The sequence below is a fragment of the Nonomuraea sp. NPDC048882 genome, assembly GCF_040649755.1.
Lineage (GTDB): Bacteria > Actinomycetota > Actinomycetes > Streptosporangiales > Streptosporangiaceae > Nonomuraea > Nonomuraea maheshkhaliensis.
Map to the genome: position 1 here is coordinate 396,785 of NZ_JBEZGB010000010.1, position 18,137 is coordinate 414,921.

The window sequence follows — 18,137 nt, forward strand, 5'->3', positions numbered from 1 at the left end:
CGCTCTGAGCGCCGCCGCTCCTGAGGCTCAGGCGCGCATGGCGGCGAAGGTGACGCTCGTGCCCGCAGGACCCGACACGATCGTGATGTGCTCGCACAACATGCTCGTCAGCCACAACCCCCGCCCGCAGGAGTCGAACCCCGCGGGCGGGCGCATGTCGCCCATCCACCCCGCCGGCAGCCCCGGCCCCTCGTCGCTGATCTCGCACCACAGCCGCTCGCCCCGCGTCCACAGCCGCAGCCGCCCGTGCCCGCCCCCGTGCACGACCGCGTTCGTGACGATCTCGTTGACGGCCAGCACGAAGTCCTCCAGCCCCCTGCCGCTCAGCCCCGCGCGCCCGGCGTGCTCGGCGACCGCCCTGCGCAGGAACGTGATCCGTCCCCGTGCGAAGCTCGTGCAGTACACCTGTCTACACATCGCCGACCCGGCGCACGGCGATGACCTCGTCGGCCCTGATCAGCTTGAGCACCCGGGCCACCGACGCCCCGCACACCACGGAGGTGCTGCCGAGCGGCCTGGCCAGGGCCGTGACGGTGAGCAGCTGCGCCGAGCCGGCGTCGATGAAGTCGAGCCCGGTGGCGTCGACCACGACCTCGCCCGGTTCGTGCTCCAGCCGCGCCAGCAGCGAGGCGAACGCCGGCCGGTTGGTCAGGTCGACGTCCCCCCACACCCGCAGCCCCGGCGGCGAGCAGGTGTTGGCGAAGCGCAGCAGCGCCTGCTCGGGGGAGATCGGATGCACCGAGGCGGCCCGGTCGAGAGCGTCGCGGGGGAAGAGCCGGCGGTCGTACTGGCACACGGCGGCCAGCCACCGCTCCCCGAACAGCTCGTTGGTCGCCGCCTCGAACGTCGCCTGCCCGCGCGCGTCGCCCACGCCCCAGGAGGCGTCGATCAGCGCGTACACGCCGTGCTGCCCGTGCTCGCGGGCCCGGTCGTGGGCGCCGGCCAGCTTCGCGTGCACCCGTTCGAGATCGAGCGAGCCGCCGGTGAAGTAGGTGTCGGCGCACGCCACGATCTCGATCCGCCCGGCGTGCTCGGCGTCGGCGAACCCCGGCACCAGCGGCGCCAGCCACGCGCGCGTCCGCTCGGGGCTGTCGGCGTGCGTGATGAGCACCACCTTGGTCCGGCGGCGCAGGCCGTTCATCGTGAACGCCTGCGTGGCCGTCATCCGCTCCCGCTCGCCCTCGAACGGCAGGCAGACGTGATCACCCAGGTCGGGATCGAGGACGGAGCCCGCGACGTGCACCACGATCGTGTCCTCCCCTAGCACGCGTCGGCTCCGAAATTACTCCGGTCCACGCCATCACGTAGCGCATTCTCTGTAAAACCCACTGTGACGCACCCCAGACCGGTGTACCTTTTCGGCGGGGCCACCCGTGGGAGGGGACATGAGGAGCATGGGCGTGGATGTGCTGGAGATGTCACGACATCAACACGGGGAGCTCGTGGTGGTCAGCCTGGCGGGTGAGCTCGACGTCGACAACGTCTCCCGGGTGCGCCGGTGCCTCGACGAGGCCGTCCGCGCGCACGGCCCCCGGCTGGTGGTCGATCTGAGTGGGCTGACGTTCATCGACACCACCGGGCTCGGCGTGCTGGTGCGGCAGCTGGCCGCGCTGCGCGACCGCGACGGGACCATGGCCCTGGTGGTCCCCGACGGGCTGGTGCTGCGGCGGCTGCGGCGCACCAATCTGGCGCCGTTGTTCCCCATTTACGACACGCTCTCCCAGGCCCTGGCCTGAGATCCGGGGGAGGCCTGCGCGGCACAGCGGTGGCGGGGGCACGACCCTGGGCTGGTTGAATGGCAGCATGTCGCTCGACCCCAAGATCGCCGCCCGGCTCAAGCGCAACCCCGACGGCCTGATCCCCGCCATCGCCCAGCAGTACGACACCGGTGAGGTGCTCATGCTGGCCTGGATGAACGACGAGGCCCTGCACCGCACGCTCACCACCGGCCGGGCCACCTACTGGTCGCGCAGCCGCGCCGAGTTCTGGGTCAAGGGCGACACCTCCGGCCACGTCCAGCACGTCAAGTCGGTGGCGCTCGACTGTGACGGCGACACCCTGCTCGTCAAGGTCGACCAGGAGGGCGCGGCCTGCCACACGGGCGAGCGCACCTGCTTCGACGCCGACCGGCTCGACATCGTGCTGAGCTAGGCGGACGGCATGGGGGCTGACAGGGCAGAAGGGCCGGACGGGGCTCATACGGCGGCCGATCGGGCGGCCGGATCGGGCCGGGCCTCCGGGCGTGGCGAGCTGTGGGGCTGGGTCGTGGCGACCGCGCTCGGCTGCCTCCTGGTGCTCTTCGCCGCCGGGCAGACCTGGGTGCGGGTGCTCGGCGGCGCCGGGGCGGTCGCGCCCACCGGCGGTGACCTCGGCCCGGTGCTGACCCCCGCCGCGCTGGCCGGGCTGGCCGGGGTGGTGGCCGTGCTGGCCGCCAAGGGGCTCGGCCGCCGCGTCGTCGGCGTGCTGCTCGCCCTCTGCGGCGTGGCCGCCGCGGCCGGGACGTGGACGGCGCTCGACGACGCCGGCGTCACCGGCTGGCTGCGCGAACGCAACGTGCTGCACGGCGTTACCGACCTGCCCTGGGAGCCGGTGGCCTGGTGGCCCGTCGTGTCCGGCGCGGGGGCCGTACTGATGATCGCCGGGGGAGCGGTCGCGGTCGTGCGCGCGGGCGCGTGGGCCGGCATGTCGGCCCGCTACGACCGGGAGAAGAGCCCGCCCGCCGGCGCGGAGGCGCAGGTCGCCGACGACAGAGCGCTCTGGGACGCCCTCGACCGCGGCGACGACCCGACCGATCCCCGCTGAGCACCCGGCCCTGGCGGATCCACCATTGTTCTGAAGCCTTGTCCGCCAGGCGGACGTTTCCTCAATAAGCTGCCGTTGCAACTCGCCACGGACATTTGAGGAGCCGGCTCATGAGCTACGGGGATCAGGGTGAAAACGGCGGCTACGGGGCCCAGCCTCCGGGGGGAGGCTACGGCCAGCAGCCGTCGACGGGGGGAGGCTACGGCCAGCAGCCCCAGAGCGGCGGTTACGGCCAGCAGCCGCCGAGCAGCGGCGGTTACGGGCAGCAGCCTCCCGGTGGCTACGGCGGCGGTTACGGGCAGCAGCCGGCCAGCCATCCGCAGCAGCTCGGCTACGGTCAGCTGCCTCCCAGCGGGGGCTACGGTCAGCAGCCGCCCAGCTACGGCGGTTACGGGCAGCAAGGGTATGGCCAGCAGGGCTACGGGCAGCCGGGTTACTACGCGCCGCCCCGCTCCACCAACGGCATGGCGGTGGCCTCGCTCGTCCTGGGCATCATCGGCCTGATCTTCTGCGGCCTGACCAGCATCCCCGGCGTGATCCTCGGCCACATCGCGCTCAACCGGATCAAGCGCACGGGCGAGGAAGGCTCGGGCATGGCCGTGGGCGGTCTGGTCACTTCGTACATCACGGTTGTCATCTGGGTGTTGTGCTGGCTCATCTTCGGCGGCATGCTGCTGTCCCTGATGGGCCTGAGCGCCGCCGCCACGTCGTCCTCGTACGACTACTGAAACCGGCGGCGACATGTGCCGCGCGTAGCCGGACCGTGACGACCCGCTTGCGGTCCGATTACGAATTGTCCGCAAGATGGACGTTAGTCCACGTAGTAGATGGTTTCTCGCTAGGCTGCCGCGCGCAACTCAGACTCAAAGATGACGACATGAGGGGTCATTAGCATGAGTTACGGTAACCAGGGCGACGGCGGATACGGCGCTCAGCCGCCCGGTGGCGGTTACGGTCAGCAGCCTCCGAGTGGCGGCGGTTACGGCCAGCAGCCCCCCAGCGGTGGCGGTTACGGCCAGCAGCCTCCGAGTGGCGGTGGCTACGGCCAGCAGCCCCCCAGTGGTGGCGGCTACGGCGGTGGCTACGGGCAGCAGCCTCCGAGCGGTGGCGGTTACGGCCAGCAGCCTCCCGGTGGCTACGGAGGCGGTTACGGCGGCGGCCCCGGCGGCCCCGGCGGCAACCCGCCGGACAACCACCTCGTCCCCGCCATCCTCACCACCCTCTTCTGCTGCCTCCCGCTCGGCGTCGTGTCGATCGTCAAGTCGTCGCAGGTGAACCAGAAGTGGCAGATCGGCGACTACGCGGGCGCCCAGCAGGCCTCCGAAGAGGCCAAGACGTGGTGGAAGCGCAGCCTGATCGTCGGCGCCATCGGCTCCGGCCTGCTGATCATCGCGTACGTGCTGTTCTTCGTGATCTTCGCCGCCAGCATGTCCTCGTACTCGTCGTACTAGGCCGCGTGAGACGACGAGCACGTACCGGAAGGCGGATACTGAGAGCATGAGCTTCGCAACAACCGAGCGGCACGGCACGAGACGCCTCAAGGCCCTGCTGCCGCCGCTCGGTGTTGCGGCCGCCGCCGGCGTGGCGTTCGCCGTGGTCGGCCTGGTGGATCCCAACGAGCCCGGTCACTACCCGACCTGCCCGTTCCTGGCGATCACCAAGCTCTACTGCCCGGGGTGCGGCACGCTGCGCACCATGCACGCCCTGGCCCACCTCGACCCGGTCGCCGCGCTCGGGCTCAACCCGCTCGCCATGGCGATGATCCCGTTCCTGCTGTTCTGGTGGGGACGGTGGGTCCTGCGGTCGTGGCAGGGGCGGCCGCGACGCACGACGCTGGCGCATCCGGCGTGGCTGTGGGTGTTCATCGGAGTGGTCATGGTCTACTGGGTCGTCCGTAATCTGCCCTTCGGGGCGTTCCTCGCTCCCTGACCGGGTGCCGGTGGCGAGGTGACCCCACGCGGGCCGATACCATCGCAGGATAAAGGCGAGAGAGCGGACGCGACGCGAACTCTCCGCCGCCCCCAGCAGCCGACCGGAGGGACCTCAAGCGCGTGAGTGAGCGGACGGAAGGGCCAAGCGTCCTCGACGACATCCTCGACGGGGTGCGCGCCGACCTCGCCGCACGTCAGCGGGACGTCTCCATTGACGAGCTCAAGCAGCGAGCCGAGCGGGCGCACGCGCCCAGAGACGCCATGGCCGCGCTCGGGGGCGACAGGATCTCGGTGATCGCCGAGGTCAAGCGCTCCAGCCCGTCGAAGGGCGCGCTCGCCGCGATCGCCGACCCGGCGGCGCTGGCGGCCGACTACGAAGCGGGCGGCGCCCACGTCATCAGCGTGCTGACCGAGCGGCGCAAGTTCGGCGGCAGCCTCGAAGACCTGGCCGCGGTCCGCGCCCGCGTCGACATCCCGATCCTGCGCAAAGACTTCATCCTCACCTCCTACCAGCTCTGGGAGGCCCGTGCCCACGGCGCCGACCTGGCTCTGCTCATGGTCGTGTGCCTGGAGCAGGAGGCGCTGGTGTCGCTGATCGAGCGGGCCGAGTCGATCGGGCTCACCCCGCTGGTCGAGGTGCACACCGAGGACGAGCTCGATCGGGCGGTCGCCGCCGGCGCCCGGGTCATCGGCGTCAACGCGCGCAATCTGAAGACACTCGAGGTCGACCGCGATGTCTTCACGAAGCTGGCGCCGAAGATCCCCGATAATGTGATCAAGATCGCCGAGTCGGGGGTGCGCGGGCCGCACGACCTGCTCGCCTACGCCCGTGGCGGCGCCGATGCCGTGCTGGTGGGGGAGAGCCTGGTCACCGGAAAGGACCCGCGCAAGGCAGTGGAGGCGCTGGTGACCGCCGGCGCCCACCCGTCGACGCGCCCCGACCACTCAGCAGAGGGATAGCAGTGGCAAACGAAGGCACCATCCTGACCGCCGCCGACCTGGCCGGCAACGGCGCGCGTGGCGACGACCCCGACGTGCACGGCAAGTTCGGCATCTTCGGGGGCCGCTACGTGCCCGAGGCGCTCATCCCGGCGCTCGACGAGGTCGCCGCCGTCTACGAGAAGGCCAAGAACGACGCGGAGTTCCTGCGCGAGTTCGACCACCTGCTGCGCACCTACGCGGGCCGGCCCACCACGCTGACCGACGTGCGGCGCTTCAGCGAGCAGGCCGGCGGCGCCAGGATCGTGCTCAAGCGCGAGGACCTCACCCACACCGGCGCCCACAAGATCAACAACGTGCTCGGCCAGGCCCTGTTGACCAAGCGGCTGGGCAAGAAGCGCGTGATCGCCGAGACCGGCGCCGGCCAGCACGGCGTGGCCACCGCCACCGCCGCGGCCCTGCTCGGGCTGGAGTGCGTCATCTACATGGGCGCGGTCGACTGCGAGCGCCAGGCGCTCAACGTGGCCAGGATGAAGCTGCTCGGCGCGACCGTGGTGCCGGTGACCAACGGCTCCCAGACGCTGAAGGACGCCATCAACGAGGCCTTCCGCGACTGGGTGACCAACGTCGACACCACCCACTACCTGTTCGGCACCGTCGCCGGGCCCCACCCGTTCCCCGAGATCGTGCGCGACTTCGCGCGCATCATCGGCGTCGAGGCCCGCCGCCAGATGCTGGAGCTGACCGGCGCGCTGCCCGACGCGGTGTGCGCGGCGGTCGGCGGCGGCAGCAACGCGATCGGCGTCTTCCACGCCTTCCTCGACGACCAGGACGTCGCGCTGCACGGCTACGAAGCCGCCGGCCACGGCCTGGAGAGCGGTGAGCACGCGCTCACCCTCACCGCCGGCTCGGTCGGCGTGCTGCACGGCTCGCGCACCTACGTGCTCCAGGACGACGAGGGCCAGACCATCGAGTCCCACTCCATCTCCGCCGGGCTCGACTACCCGGGCGTCGGCCCCGAGCACGCCTGGCTGAAGGACACCGGCCGCGCCACCTACCACGGCGTCACCGACGACCAGGCCATGGCCGCGTTCTCGCTGCTGGCCAGGACCGAGGGCATCATCCCCGCCATCGAGTCCTCCCACGCGCTGGCCGGCGCGCTGGAGCTGGGCCGCGAGCTCGGCCCCTCGGCCACCATCCTGGTCAACCTGTCCGGGCGCGGCGACAAGGACATGGGCACGGCGATGAAGTACTTCAACCTCTGACACCTGCGGCCCTGTGACACCGCGGCTCGACGGTTCTGCGGCCCGGCGGCTTGGTGGCGGCTTCGTGGCGGCCGGGAAGCCGCCGTGACACATCGGCGCCCGACCGGCGCGGGGGATTCTGGGGCGGGCGCGCGGCAGGGCATCATGGTGAGACTCGACCTTCGAAACGGATAGACATGACGACTCTTCAGACGGTTTTCGCCAAGGCCAAGGCGGACAACCGGGCCGCGCTCGTCGGCTACCTGCCCGCCGGCTTCCCCTCCAAGGACGGTGGCATCGCCGCCGCCGCGGCTCTGGTGGAAGCCGGCTGCGACGTCATCGAGATCGGCCTGCCCTACTCCGACCCGCTCATGGACGGGCCGACGATCCAGGACGCCGTGCACAGGTCGCTGACCAACGGCACGCGCATCGCCGACGTGATGCGCACGGTGGAGGGCGTCGCCGCGACCGGCGCCGCCACGCTCGTCATGACGTACTGGAACCCGATCGACAAGTACGGCGCCGACCGGTTCGCGCGCGACCTGGCCAACGCGGGCGGCGTCGGCACGATCACGCCCGACCTGACGCCCGAGGAGTCCGAGCCGTGGCGCGCCGCCTCCGCGGCGGCCGGCATCGACACGGTCTTCCTGGTCGCGCCCAGCTCCACCGAGCAGCGCATCAAGGCCGTCGTCGACTGCTGCACCGGCTTCGTGTACGCGGCCTCGCTCATGGGCGTCACGGGCGCCAGGGAGAGCGTCAACGTCGCCGCCGAAGGGCTGGTCGAGCGGACCAAGGCCCACACCGACCTGCCGGTGTGCGTCGGGCTCGGCGTCGGCACCGGCGCGCAGGCGGCCGAGGTGGCGGCCTACGCCGACGGGGTCATCGTCGGGTCGGCGTTCATCCGGCGCATCCTCGACGCGCCCGACGAGGCGGCCGGCCGGGAGTCCATCGCCACGCTGGCCAGGGACATGGCGCGAGGCGTACGCCGCTGAGCGAACGCCGGTCGGACGCCTGAACGTGGGGCGTACGCGGCTGAGCGAACGCCGGTCGGCCGCCTGAGTGCGGGGCCGCGTGCGCCGGCGCTCACGTACGTACCGCCACCGCTTGGGCGCCCACCGGAGCCGCGCTTTCGGTGGCGCGCCGCCGGGACCGGACGGCCATCAGCCAGGGCCCCGCTCGCTGAGTGCCCCGCTCGCTGAGGGCGCGGCCCGCTGAGGGCGCGGCCCGGGTGCCGTGCGCGGAGACGCCGGCGCGCTTGGGGAGCATGTTCACCGTGTGACCTGGGTCCGTGTGCGGCGTGGCGATTCTCCGTGTCGTTTGTCGTGAAAAGCGGCGACTCTCCCAGGTCGGCCAGGGGGAACGCGCTTAGCTGATGCTTATCTGCGGCGTGGTCAGATGGAGATCCCGGTACTGTGCGCGACTTCCGCGCAGATCCAGAGGAGAACACACGTGGCCGCGTCTCTACCGTTGCCGAGGGCGACAACGGCGATACCCTGGGTGACAACCGTTGCCCGGCTCGTGCTGGGCGGGGTGCTGATCGCGGCGGGCGCGCTCAAGATCGGCAACCCGGCCGACTCCGTCGTGGCGGTCAAGGCCTATCAGTTGCTGCCTGAGCCGGTCGCCGTCGCGGTGGGATACGCCCTGCCGATCCTGGAGATCGTGGTCGGCGTGCTGCTGATCGTCGGGCTGCTCACCAGGGTGGCCGCGGTGATCGCCGGGCTGCTCATGTTCGCGTTCGTGTTCGGGATCGCCTGGGCGTGGGCCAACGGCCTGCGGATCGACTGCGGCTGCTTCGGCGGCGGCGGGCAGCTGGGGGTGGGCCAGGAGCCGACCTACCTGCTCGACATCCTGCGCGACTTCGGCCTCGTCCTGCTCGGCGCCTGGACGGTGCGCTTCCCGCCGGGGCGCTTCGCGCTCGACGGTGCCCTCGGCATCGAGGGTGACACAGGTGATGACGACGAGGGGGACCAGCGATGAGCAAGGGCGACCGTACCAAGACGAAGTCGCAGTCGGCGCGCGAGAAGATCAAGGCGCAGCAGGCGGAGGCGCGGGCGAAGGAGAGGCGCCGCAAGGTGGTGGCCTACACGACCGCGAGCGTGGTCGCGGTGGCCGCCGTCGGGCTCGGCGCGTGGTACGCCGCCAGCATCTCCCGCTCCGAGGAGGCCGGCGCGGCGCTCGCGCCGATCACCGTGCAGCCCGACGGCAGCGTCGTGATGGCCAACGCGGGCGTCACGAAGCCCGTGGTGGACATCTACGAGGACTTCCAGTGCCCGGCCTGCAAGGAGCTGGAGCGGGTCAGCGGCCCGACGTTCAAGAACCTCGCGGCCGAGGGCAAGGCCAAGGTGGTCTTCCACCCGATCACGATCTTCTCGCAGGAGCCGACCAAGTCCAACTCCGTACGGGCGGGCAGCGCGGCCAGGTGCATCGCGGACGGCAAGCAGTGGATGGCCTTCCACGACCTGCTCTACCAGAACCAGCCCCCCGAGAGTGAGGTGGGCTTCACGGCCGACCAGCTCAAGCAGTGGGGCAAGGACGCCGGCGTCACCGATCCCGGCTTCGACGCCTGCGTGACCTCGAACAAGAACGCCGACGCGCAGCTCGCGTACAGCAAGAAGGTCAGCGAGGCGCAGAAGCTCGACCACACGCCGACAGTGAAATTGAACGGTACAGAGATAGACAATCCGGTACTGTTCAGCCCGTCGCAACTTCGCGATGAGATTACGAAGGCGGCCAAGTAGCCTCGCTTCCGCTACCCTCACCTGACATGCCCCTTGCCTCGATTCCCAGCCCTTCCCAGGGGGTCTGGTATCTCGGAATCATCCCGATCCGGGCTTATGCGCTATGCATCGTGCTCGGCGTCATCGTCGCCGTCTGGCTGAGCGAGCGGCGCTGGCGCGCCCGCGGCGGCCAGCAAGGGACGATCATCGACATCGCGGTCCCCGCGGTCATCTTCGGCCTGATCGGCGGCAGGCTCTACCACGTCATCACCGACTGGCAGACCTACTTCGGCCCGCGCGCGATCAAGGAGCCCATCCAGGCGCTGTTCATCTGGGAGGGCGGCCTCGGCATCTGGGGCGCGATCGCGCTCGGCGCCTTCGGTGTCTGGCTGGCCGTGCGCAAGCGCGGCATCTCCATGGGCGCGGTCGCCGACACGGTCGCGCCCGGCATCGCCTTCGCGCAGGCCATCGGCCGCTGGGGCAACTGGTTCAACCAGGAGCTCTACGGCTCGCCGACCACGCTGCCGTGGGGGCTGGAGATCGACGTCGAGCACGGCGGCGAGCCCGGCGTCCTCTACCACCCGACCTTCCTGTACGAGTCGCTGTGGGACCTCGCGCTCGGCTTCGCCCTCATCTTCGCGGGCCGCGCCCTGACGCTGCGCCACGGGCGGCTGTTCGCCCTCTACGTCGCCGGTTACACGCTCGGCCGCTTCTGGATCGAAGGGCTGCGCATCGACCCGGTCGGCGGCGTCGACCACGCGGTGCTCTTCCTCGGGCTGCGGATCAATCAGTGGACCTCGATCGTGCTGTTCGTGCTCGCCCTGGTCTACTTCTTCGCCACCCGCAACAAGACGGGCGTGGAGATCGTCTCGCCACCGTCGTCGGACGAGCCCGGCGCGCAGGCCGACGCCGACCCGGAGCACTCGGCAGGCCAGGCCGACCCCGGCACGGGCGAGTCCTCCAAGACCGACGCCCCTCCAGGCGACGCCCCCACGGCCGGCGAGACTCCGGATCCGGAAACGACGACGGAGCCGTCCACGGAGCCGTCCACGGAGCCGTCCACGGGGCCCTCGGCGCAGGACCCTGCGGCCTCCGACCAGCCAGAGGCCGGGGACCAGCAGCCGGACACGGCCGCCGCCGAAGAGCCTGCGGACATGCCGGAGTCGGCGCGTACGGAGAGCTCCCAGGACAACACCGCGGATGCCACCGACGACGCACCGGCGGCCCCTGAACCCACCACGACCGGCTCCACCGAGACGGGTTCGGCGGCGGCGGAGGCCGGTGCTGCCGACACCGACACGGGCACCAAGGCGACGGACAACGACCCAGGAGAGCCTTCCACCGCCGAATCTCCCGAGCCTGAACCCGCGACGAAGGAGAAGAACTCCCGATGAGCGGTCGCGCGGAGGCCCACCACCGACATCGCGACGTCACCGGAGGCTGGCTACGGCCATCGGTGTTCGGCGCGATGGACGGCCTGGTGTCGAACTTCGCGCTCATCGCAGGCGTCGCGGCCGGCACCGCCAACACCAGGATCATCGCCCTCGGCGGGGCCGCCGGCCTGGCCGCCGGGGCGCTGTCCATGGCGGGCGGCGAATACGTCTCGGTGGCCAGCCAGCGCGAGCTGGCCCAGGCCGAGATCGCCGTCGAGCGGCGCGAGCTGGCCAGCCATCCCGACGACGAGCGGGCGGAGCTGGCGCAGACGTTCGTGGACCGGGGCGTGACGCCCGACCTGGCCGCCGAGGTGGCCAGGCAGATCTCGCTCCATCCCGATCAGGCGCTGGAGGTGCACGCGCGCAACGAGCTCGGGGTCGCGCCGGGCGATCTGCCGTCGCCGGTGGTGGCGGCGGTGTCGTCGTTCCTGTCGTTCGGGGTGGGGGCGCTGTTGCCGCTGCTGCCGTACCTGCTCGGGGCGCACGACCTGCTCTGGTCGGCCGGATTGTCCGGCGTGGCGCTGTTCGCGGCCGGGGCGATCGTCTCGGTGGTGACGGCACGCAGCTGGTGGTATTCCGGGCTACGCCAGCTACTGGTGGGTGCGGTCGCGGCGGTGGTCACCTTCACCGTCGGAAACCTCGTCGGGGCGGCGGGGCTGTGATGGCCCGTAAAAGATCACCGTCCGGCTCCAAGGGCGGCCGTTCAGGCGGCAACGACGGAACGGGCCGCACCAGAGACAACCGCTCGACCCCGGCCACAGACAGCACAGGTTGGCCCGCCGCGGACCCCGACCCCGGCAACCGCCACGGCACCTCCCCGGACACGCGCTGGCCTGGCGCGCCGGCTCCGGACGGCCGCCACAGCATCGACACGGATGCCGGCCGACCCGGCGGGACCCCTGACAGCGGCCGACCCGGCGGGAGCCCTGATGGTGGCCGACGCGGCGGGACCTCTGACGGTGGACGGCGCGGCGGAACTCCTGACGGCGGCCGACGCGGTGCCAGCGCCGAGAGCGGTCGGCGCGGTACCGGCACGGACGGTGGCCGACGCGGCGCGGGTAGCGAAGGCGGTCGGCCCGGTCCTGCGACGGATGGCGGCAGCTGGCACGCCACCGGGACCGACGGCGGCGGCTGGTCAGCAGCTGGGACGGATGGTGGTGGCCGGAGGGCTGCCGGGACCGATGGTGGTGGTCGCTCGGCCGCCGGGACGGATGGTGTCGGTTGGCGGGCCGCCGGGACGGACGGTGGCGGCTGGCGGACTGCCGGGACTGACGGTGGTGGTCGCTCGGCCGCCGGGACGGATGGTGCCGGTTGGCGGGCCGCCGGGACAGACGCTGGCGGTTGGCCGGCCGCTGGTGCAGCGGGGACGGACGGCGGTGGCTGGCCGGCGGCTGGTGATGGTCGGTCCGGAGTGGGCGCGGGTGGTCGAAGCCGTCGTTCGGACGGCGGCGGTTCCGGCCGGGGTCGTGGCCGTTCTGGCGCGCATACCGACGGCGGCGGCTGGCCGGCGGGCGACGGCACCCGTGCGGACGGCGGCCGCCATGGTGCCGCTCCGGAGGGTCGGCGACGCGGTGTAGGCACCGACGGCGGTCAGTCCGGTGCCGGTGCTGACGGCGGCCGATCCCGTGCCGGTGCGGACGGTGGTCGGCACGGTACCGGCCCCGAGGCTGGGCGGCGCGGTCATGGGACGGACGGCGGTAGGTCGGCGGCAGGGACAGATGGCAGAGGTTGGCAGGCCGCCGGGACGGACGCTGGTGGTCGGCGGGCTGCCGGGACCGATGGCGGCGGCCGGCATGCCACCGGGACGGACGGTGGCGGCTGGCAGGCTGCCGGGACCGATGGTGGTGGTCGGCGGGTAGCCGGGACTGACGGCGGCGGCTGGCACACAACCGGGACCGACGATGGGGGCCGGCAGGCTGCCGGGACCGATGGCCGGGGCTGGCGGGCTGCGGGAACGGGCAGCGGAAGCTGGCAGGCTGCTGGGACGGATGGCGGTGGCTGGTCGGCGGCTGCTGATGGTCGGTCCGGAGCGGGTGCGGGTGGTCGGAGCCGTCGTTCGGACGGTGGCGACTTCGGCCGGGGCCGTGGCCGTTCTGGCGCGCATACCGACGGCGGTGGCTGGCCGGCGGGCGGTGCCGAGGGTAGGGGCGCGGACGGCGGCCAACCACTGACAGGCACCGACGGCCGCGGCTGGCACGCCACCGGCGGCGGCCCGCAGGCGGCCGAGCCGGAAGACCGCCGCTCGGAGGGCGGACGCGGCAGCCGCAGAGCCGCCCGTTCCCATGGCGGCCGAGCCGAGGAGCCGGTGAACGGCAACTGGCAGGCGTCCAGCACAGGCGACGGCCTGTTGTCGAACGACGGCTGGTCGACGGACGCGCCCGGCGGCGGACTGATGGCAGGCGGCCGCTCGGGCTCCGACGGCCGGGGCACGAACGCGGACGGCGGCCGACCGGCAGATGATGGCTGGTCGGCGGATACGGCCGATGGCGGGTCAGCGGGTGCGAGTGGTGGCCGCAGGTGGGGTCGTGGCCGGGGCCGGGGCGCGAGTGCGGACGGTGGCCGTTCGGCGGATGATGCGTGGTCGGTTGATGGCCGACAGGAAGACGGCGACCGAGGCGCGAACGCGGGTCATGGTCGGCCGGCCGACAGTGACCGTTCGGCGGATAGGTCTGGTGGTCGGCGGTCGGGTCGTGGCCGGGGCACCCATGCGGACGGTGGCCGACCGGCGGATGCGAACGGTGGCCGACGGCCGGGCGATGGCAGGTCGGCGGGTCCGGACAGTGGCGCCATGTTCATGGCCGGAACGGCTGACGGCGGCTGGTCGGTCGATGGCGCGGGCCGTGCTGGCGGTGCCGGCGGCGGGGACGGTGCTGGTGCCGGGGACGGCGGTGCGCGACAGGCATCGGAGTCGGACGGCAGACGGCGGTTCGGGCGCGGGCGGAAGGCGGCGTCCGGAGGGCGGAGAGGCGAGACCGGTGACGAGGAGACGGCGTCCGGCTGGCTGAGCGGTGAGGACAGCGGCCGCGAGTCGGCGTTCTGGCCGGAAGCGGACTCTGGTGGTGCGGAAACGACGCTCGGGCGGCGGAAAGCTGAGTCCGGGCGGCGGAAGGCGGGGGCCGGCGGGCCTGCGACCGGTGAGTTCGACGCCGAAGGGCTGACGGTCGCCGGCGGTGGCGCGGGTGACGACGACGGATCCGGGCGACGGGAGCCCGCCTACCACAAGCGGCGCAGGACCCCACGCTCCGACTGGCAGTTCCCCATACTCACCGACATGGGTTTCCGCCCGGAACAGCAGCGACTGTTCGTCATCATCGCCACGGTCGCCGGAGTGCTGGTCGCCGCCGGAGCCTTCGTGACAGTCGTCAGGTCCCTGGGCACCTACCGCCCGGAACGGCAGGTCACCGCCTCCGTGCTCGGCCCCGACGCGGCCGTCCCGCAGGTGTTCCACGGCTGGAACTCGCCCAAGCTGTTCGACCCCGTCACCGAGCGGGCCAAGGACCCGAAGGCGCTCACGGAGAAGGAGGTGTTCAGCCAGAAGACGCTGGCCGTGTCGAAGAAGCTCAAGCTCAAGCTCGTCGCCAAGCAACTCGACGCCGACTGCGCCACGGCCCTCTGGGGCGAGCGCCTGCACGAGCTGACGGCGAACGCCGGCTGCACCCAGGTCGCCCGCGGCCTGTACGCCAGCTCCGACGGCCGTTACGTCGGCCAGTACACGCTGCTCAACCTCAAGGACGGCAAGTCGGCCTCAGAACTGGTCGAGGCTCTGAAGACCCTCTATCGCGGCGGCTGGGCCAGCCCGCTGACCTCCGCCAAGGTGGCCTTCCCGCCTGGCGGCTACTCGGAGGCGGGCGGCTACGCGCTCGGCCATTACGTCGGGCTGGTGTGGCTCGGCCGGCTGGACGGCACCGAACCCACCGCCAAGGACGACTTCGTCTCCCTCACCCTGGCTCTGCGCGGGGCGGAGAAGGCCGTCTACCGCCGCGTCGTCGCGATCACGGGGACGTCCTCCTGATGTCCCGCCGGATCGTCATCCCCGGAGTGGCCGCCGTCCTGGTGGGGGCCGCCGTGGCGGGCTGGCTGTGGCTGCGCGGGGACGACCCGCGTCCCACCACCCTCCACGCCGAACTCACCTCCGCCTTCTACGCGGCCGTCGACACCCGCCGGCGCGACGCCACGCCGCTGACGACCGAGGAGGTGTTCCCGCCGTCCACCCGGAGCCTGGCGGGCATGGGGCAGGTGTCCACCCGCCAGTTCACCGACTGCGACGAACTCCTCTGGGGCACCTCAGCCACCGAATGCACACAGGCGCTCCAGGCCACGTACGCGGGCGGCTCCATGGCGGGTCAGTTCGTCATCTTCAACCTCGCGGACGGGCGCGCGGCCGACGCCCTGGTGTCCGCCCTGCGCAAGGACGGGTTCGTACGGCAGGACGTCGCGTTCGAGCCCGTCGGCAGCCTGGCCCAGGTCCGTGCGATGGGCCATTACGTGACGGTGAGCTGGACCGGCACCACCCAGCCCGCGCAACCGGGCCAGACGCCGGCCGGTTCCGAACCATTCGGCCAGCTGAACGAGCCCATCCAGTCCGACCAACGTGACGAGTCCGGCCAGCCGGCCCAGCCCACAGAAACGGGCCGGGAAGGCCGCCCCTCGGGCACGGACCAACCAGGGCAACGTACGCAGTCCACGGAAGCAGGCCAATCAGGGCAGTCCGCGGAAATGGGCCGACCTGAGCAGCCCACGGAAGTGGGTCGGCCTAGGAAGCCCACGGACACCGGCCAGCCATCAGATGTCGGCCGGGGGCGATCGGCGGGCACCGAGCAACTGGGCGGCCTCGCGGGCACCGGCCGACCGGGGCAACCCGCGGAGTCCACACAACCTTCGGATCCTGGGCCGACTGCGCAACTCCCACAACCCGGGCAGGATCTCGTCGCCGCCCTCATAGCCCTGGACGGCCTCGGCCGAGCAGTCCAGGGTCGCGTCGTCGCCGCCACCTGACAGCCGCCGGGGTACTCGCGGCGCTGCGCAGACTTGGCGGTGCTGGTGCTGGCCGCAGTTGTGGCCGCCTGTCGCTTGGCCGGTGCTGTGGCTGGCGATGCTGACCGCCACCTGGGTCCTGCCTTCGCCGACGTTTGATTGTCAGTTGCTTTGATGCCTGGCTCCGCTAATGACGAGTCCCGCCTGCAGAATCGCTCCGCTGATAAGGATTCGCGGCCGTTGCCGGAGGTCGGCCGTGTATCACTGACGATTGGCGGCTCACGATGGTGCCCGCGCCGACGATGGTCGGCTCACGACGGTGCTCACGCTGAAGAATGGTCGCGGCCACCCGAACCGGGCCATGTCGGCCAATCCGTTCGCGTGGCAGGTCGTCGTAGCGGGGTCGAACGTCGTGGTCACGTGGTCGTGGTCAGGGCTGTGACTGTTCTGGTGACCGCCTCGTGCAGGGATGAGAGGCGGTGGATTGGGGCGTCGAGGGGGGTCAGGTCGTCTGACCAGTCGGCGGCCTCGCGGATCAGGGCGCGGGCCTCGTTCTTCGTCAGGGACGATCCCTGTGCGGCGGCCACCGCGATGAGGGCCTCGCGCCAGGTGTTGGCCAGTTTGGCGTGGCCGTGGTCGAGGATGCGGCGCAGGACCGTGTCCGCATCCCCTTCCGGTTGCGGCAGGCGTACGGCGTCCAGGATGTTCTCGCCTGCTTCGCTCACCTCGTACACGGGCGACAGGGCCTTGGGCAGGGGTGGGAGGGAGGTGCCGACGAGGCGGACGTGGGTGCCGCGGGTGGCCAGGAGGAGGCGGGGGAGTGCGGCCTCCAGGCCGGGCGGCACCGCCACGGCGACCCGCTGCGGTGCGGCGGCGTACGGCTTGGCCAGCCAGGTCGAGAGCCGGACCCGCGGCTGCGGGAGGCCTTTGGGCCAGTCGCCCACCAGGAGGTCAGCCTCGAAGCCCGCCAGCGCGTCCTCGGTGGCGGGCCCGGTGACCGGTGAACCCTCCGCCCCCGGGGCGGCGGCTTTCTGGCCGGCCGAGGAGCTGCTTTCGATCGACTGGGGGCCGTGGGTGTAGATGGCGGTGGGGTGGCGGGTGAGGCGGGACTGGACGGCGGGGCGGGTCTTGGTGGTGGGGCGCAGGAGGTAGAGGTCGGCGGCCGAGCCGATCGCTTCTGCCCCGAAATAGCGGTTGAAGTCGGGATAGATGGCCTCGTAGACGAGGTTGAGCTCCGACAGCTCCTGCTGCACCTTGAAGGCCAGCATCGGCGTGCGCTCGCTCGCCCCGTACGCCAGCAGCACCCGCCCCTCGTCCTTCAGCCCCTCCACCGCCCGCGCCACGAACAGCCCGACCCCCTCGGGCGTGTACGGCGGGTCGGTGAGCGCCAGGTCGTGGTCCCTGGCCGAGGCGGGCAGGCCGAGGCGCAGGTCGGCCCAGCGGGTGCGGACGCCCAGGCGCTGCTCGTCGATGTAGGCCAGGACGCGCTCGTCGACGTCGACCACCGTCACGTCGGTCTCGGGATGGACGAGCTTGACGGCCAGCGAGGTCAGGTCGTGGTCGCCCACGCACAGCAGGCGGGCCCCGGGCAGCCAGAAGCGGGTGCCGACCAGCAGCGCCCGGCGCAGCACGGTCTCCGGCGTGGCCGAGACGTGGTCGAGCACGTGGCGGGCGCGCGGGGCCTTGGCCACGAGGGCGGTCAGCCGGTCTAGCACGTGGGCGTAGTGGGGCAGCAGGTGGGCGACCGGGTCTTCCGGAGGCGCGGCCACGGCGAGCAGGTCCTGGTAGGCGGGGGTGTCGACGAGCGGGACGCGGAAGCGTTCGCCGTCGCGTTCCAGGACGACCTCGCGCAGCAGCGACTCGACCGTGCGCCTCGACGTGGCGCTCTGCCTGACCAGCTCGGCGAGGGTCCACCAGTGGCCCTCGCAGAGCAGGGCCAGGGCGTGCCTCAGCCGCCTGCTGTCGGCCCCTGCTGCGGTGAGTAGCCGTTCGACCCCGTCACGCTCCATGGGTGAACCCTATCGGGGCCGGGGGCACTCGATCGCCGTGACGCGAATCCGCGGCCTGGACGGGGAATTTCGGGCCCCATGCTGGAGG

The 18,137-nt window shown here is 72.0% G+C and carries 19 protein-coding genes; 16 read left to right on the plus strand and 3 right to left on the minus strand.

Translation table 11 applies throughout. The annotated features are described in order from the left end of the window. Positions 1–27: 27 nt before the first annotated feature. Positions 28–405, minus strand: coding sequence for an ATP-binding protein (locus tag AB0C27_RS33850; protein WP_346111757.1), 378 nt, complete (start codon positions 403–405; stop codon positions 28–30). Positions 406–409: 4 nt separating this feature from the next. Continuing rightward, positions 410–1,267, minus strand: coding sequence for an MEDS domain-containing protein (locus AB0C27_RS33855; protein ID WP_357852385.1), 858 nt, complete (start codon positions 1,265–1,267; stop codon positions 410–412). 118 nt (positions 1,268–1,385) lie between these two features. Between AB0C27_RS33855 and AB0C27_RS33860 the strand changes: the two genes are divergently transcribed. The 16 genes from AB0C27_RS33860 to AB0C27_RS33935 all read left to right on the plus strand — a co-directional run bounded on the left by AB0C27_RS33860 (position 1,386) and on the right by AB0C27_RS33935 (position 16,061). Continuing rightward, on the plus strand, positions 1,386–1,736 hold the full coding sequence (locus AB0C27_RS33860; RefSeq protein ID WP_357852388.1) for an STAS domain-containing protein: 351 nt from the start codon (positions 1,386–1,388) through the stop codon (positions 1,734–1,736). Positions 1,737–1,791: 55 nt separating this feature from the next. Next, positions 1,792–2,151: a phosphoribosyl-AMP cyclohydrolase gene (gene hisI / locus AB0C27_RS33865; RefSeq protein ID WP_357852391.1), complete on the plus strand. Its 360-nt coding sequence runs from the start codon at positions 1,792–1,794 to the stop codon at positions 2,149–2,151. Positions 2,152–2,160: 9 nt separating this feature from the next. After that, the gene (locus tag AB0C27_RS33870) at positions 2,161–2,802 is read left to right on the plus strand and encodes a Trp biosynthesis-associated membrane protein (protein ID WP_357852394.1); all 642 of its coding nucleotides are present in this window, start codon (positions 2,161–2,163) and stop codon (positions 2,800–2,802) included. 110 nt (positions 2,803–2,912) lie between these two features. After that, positions 2,913–3,530, plus strand: coding sequence for a DUF4190 domain-containing protein (locus AB0C27_RS33875; protein ID WP_357852397.1), 618 nt, complete (start codon positions 2,913–2,915; stop codon positions 3,528–3,530). Between the two features lie 165 nt (positions 3,531–3,695). After that, positions 3,696–4,253, plus strand: coding sequence for a CD225/dispanin family protein (locus AB0C27_RS33880; RefSeq protein ID WP_357852399.1), 558 nt, complete (start codon positions 3,696–3,698; stop codon positions 4,251–4,253). A gap of 46 nt (positions 4,254–4,299) precedes the next feature. After that, on the plus strand, positions 4,300–4,731 hold the full coding sequence (locus AB0C27_RS33885) for a DUF2752 domain-containing protein (RefSeq protein WP_357852402.1): 432 nt from the start codon (positions 4,300–4,302) through the stop codon (positions 4,729–4,731). Positions 4,732–4,853: 122 nt separating this feature from the next. Further along, complete coding sequence (gene trpC, locus AB0C27_RS33890) at positions 4,854–5,693, plus strand: indole-3-glycerol phosphate synthase TrpC (RefSeq protein WP_357852405.1); 840 nt, start codon at positions 4,854–4,856, stop codon at positions 5,691–5,693. A gap of 38 nt (positions 5,694–5,731) precedes the next feature. Next, positions 5,732–6,937, plus strand: a complete 1,206-nt coding sequence (gene trpB, locus AB0C27_RS33895) for a tryptophan synthase subunit beta (RefSeq protein ID WP_357852505.1) — start codon at positions 5,732–5,734, stop codon at positions 6,935–6,937. A 176-nt stretch (positions 6,938–7,113) separates the two neighbouring features. Next, positions 7,114–7,908 carry a tryptophan synthase subunit alpha gene (trpA, locus tag AB0C27_RS33900; protein WP_357852407.1) on the plus strand — a complete coding sequence of 265 codons (795 nt, stop codon included), beginning with the start codon at positions 7,114–7,116 and terminating at the stop codon, positions 7,906–7,908. Positions 7,909–8,413: 505 nt separating this feature from the next. Continuing rightward, positions 8,414–8,893, plus strand: a complete 480-nt coding sequence (locus AB0C27_RS33905) for a DoxX family protein (RefSeq protein WP_357852410.1) — start codon at positions 8,414–8,416, stop codon at positions 8,891–8,893. Further along, positions 8,890–9,654: a thioredoxin domain-containing protein gene (locus AB0C27_RS33910; protein ID WP_357852413.1), complete on the plus strand. Its 765-nt coding sequence runs from the start codon at positions 8,890–8,892 to the stop codon at positions 9,652–9,654. The genes AB0C27_RS33905 and AB0C27_RS33910 overlap by 4 nt, the downstream gene beginning before the upstream one ends. A 26-nt stretch (positions 9,655–9,680) precedes the next feature. Further along, positions 9,681–11,027, plus strand: a complete 1,347-nt coding sequence (gene lgt / locus AB0C27_RS33915; RefSeq protein ID WP_357852415.1) for a prolipoprotein diacylglyceryl transferase — start codon at positions 9,681–9,683, stop codon at positions 11,025–11,027. Beyond that, on the plus strand, positions 11,024–11,728 hold the full coding sequence (locus tag AB0C27_RS33920) for a VIT1/CCC1 transporter family protein (RefSeq protein ID WP_357852418.1): 705 nt from the start codon (positions 11,024–11,026) through the stop codon (positions 11,726–11,728). Before lgt ends, AB0C27_RS33920 begins: the two co-directional genes overlap by 4 nt. Positions 11,729–11,995: 267 nt before the next feature. Then, positions 11,996–12,643: a hypothetical protein gene (locus tag AB0C27_RS33925; protein WP_357852421.1), complete on the plus strand. Its 648-nt coding sequence runs from the start codon at positions 11,996–11,998 to the stop codon at positions 12,641–12,643. A gap of 1,211 nt (positions 12,644–13,854) precedes the next feature. Further along, the gene (locus tag AB0C27_RS33930) at positions 13,855–15,078 is read left to right on the plus strand and encodes a hypothetical protein (protein ID WP_357852425.1); all 1,224 of its coding nucleotides are present in this window, start codon (positions 13,855–13,857) and stop codon (positions 15,076–15,078) included. Continuing rightward, positions 15,078–16,061 carry a hypothetical protein gene (locus AB0C27_RS33935; RefSeq protein WP_357852427.1) on the plus strand — a complete coding sequence of 328 codons (984 nt, stop codon included), beginning with the start codon at positions 15,078–15,080 and terminating at the stop codon, positions 16,059–16,061. Before AB0C27_RS33930 ends, AB0C27_RS33935 begins: the two co-directional genes overlap by 1 nt. 395 nt (positions 16,062–16,456) lie before the next feature. Here the strand turns inward: AB0C27_RS33935 and AB0C27_RS33940 are convergent, their stop codons facing one another. Further along, the gene (locus AB0C27_RS33940) at positions 16,457–18,049 is read right to left on the minus strand and encodes a bis-aminopropyl spermidine synthase family protein (protein ID WP_357852430.1); all 1,593 of its coding nucleotides are present in this window, start codon (positions 18,047–18,049) and stop codon (positions 16,457–16,459) included. Positions 18,050–18,137: the final 88 nt, after the last annotated feature.

Coding starts and splice junctions, on each gene's coding strand:
- trpA (WP_357852407.1), top strand. CDS start 7,114: ATGACGACTCTTCAGACGGTTTTCGCCAAGGCCAAGGCGGACAACCGG.
- AB0C27_RS33930 (WP_357852425.1), top strand. CDS start 13,855: ATGTTCATGGCCGGAACGGCTGACGGCGGCTGGTCGGTCGATGGCGCG.
- AB0C27_RS33875 (WP_357852397.1), top strand. CDS start 2,913: ATGAGCTACGGGGATCAGGGTGAAAACGGCGGCTACGGGGCCCAGCCT.
- AB0C27_RS33920 (WP_357852418.1), top strand. CDS start 11,024: ATGAGCGGTCGCGCGGAGGCCCACCACCGACATCGCGACGTCACCGGA.
- AB0C27_RS33910 (WP_357852413.1), top strand. CDS start 8,890: ATGAGCAAGGGCGACCGTACCAAGACGAAGTCGCAGTCGGCGCGCGAG.
- lgt (WP_357852415.1), top strand. CDS start 9,681: ATGCCCCTTGCCTCGATTCCCAGCCCTTCCCAGGGGGTCTGGTATCTC.
- AB0C27_RS33925 (WP_357852421.1), top strand. CDS start 11,996: ATGGTGGCCGACGCGGCGGGACCTCTGACGGTGGACGGCGCGGCGGAA.
- AB0C27_RS33860 (WP_357852388.1), top strand. CDS start 1,386: ATGAGGAGCATGGGCGTGGATGTGCTGGAGATGTCACGACATCAACAC.
- AB0C27_RS33935 (WP_357852427.1), top strand. CDS start 15,078: ATGTCCCGCCGGATCGTCATCCCCGGAGTGGCCGCCGTCCTGGTGGGG.
- AB0C27_RS33940 (WP_357852430.1), bottom strand. CDS start 18,049: ATGGAGCGTGACGGGGTCGAACGGCTACTCACCGCAGCAGGGGCCGAC.
- AB0C27_RS33885 (WP_357852402.1), top strand. CDS start 4,300: ATGAGCTTCGCAACAACCGAGCGGCACGGCACGAGACGCCTCAAGGCC.
- AB0C27_RS33880 (WP_357852399.1), top strand. CDS start 3,696: ATGAGTTACGGTAACCAGGGCGACGGCGGATACGGCGCTCAGCCGCCC.
- AB0C27_RS33870 (WP_357852394.1), top strand. CDS start 2,161: ATGGGGGCTGACAGGGCAGAAGGGCCGGACGGGGCTCATACGGCGGCC.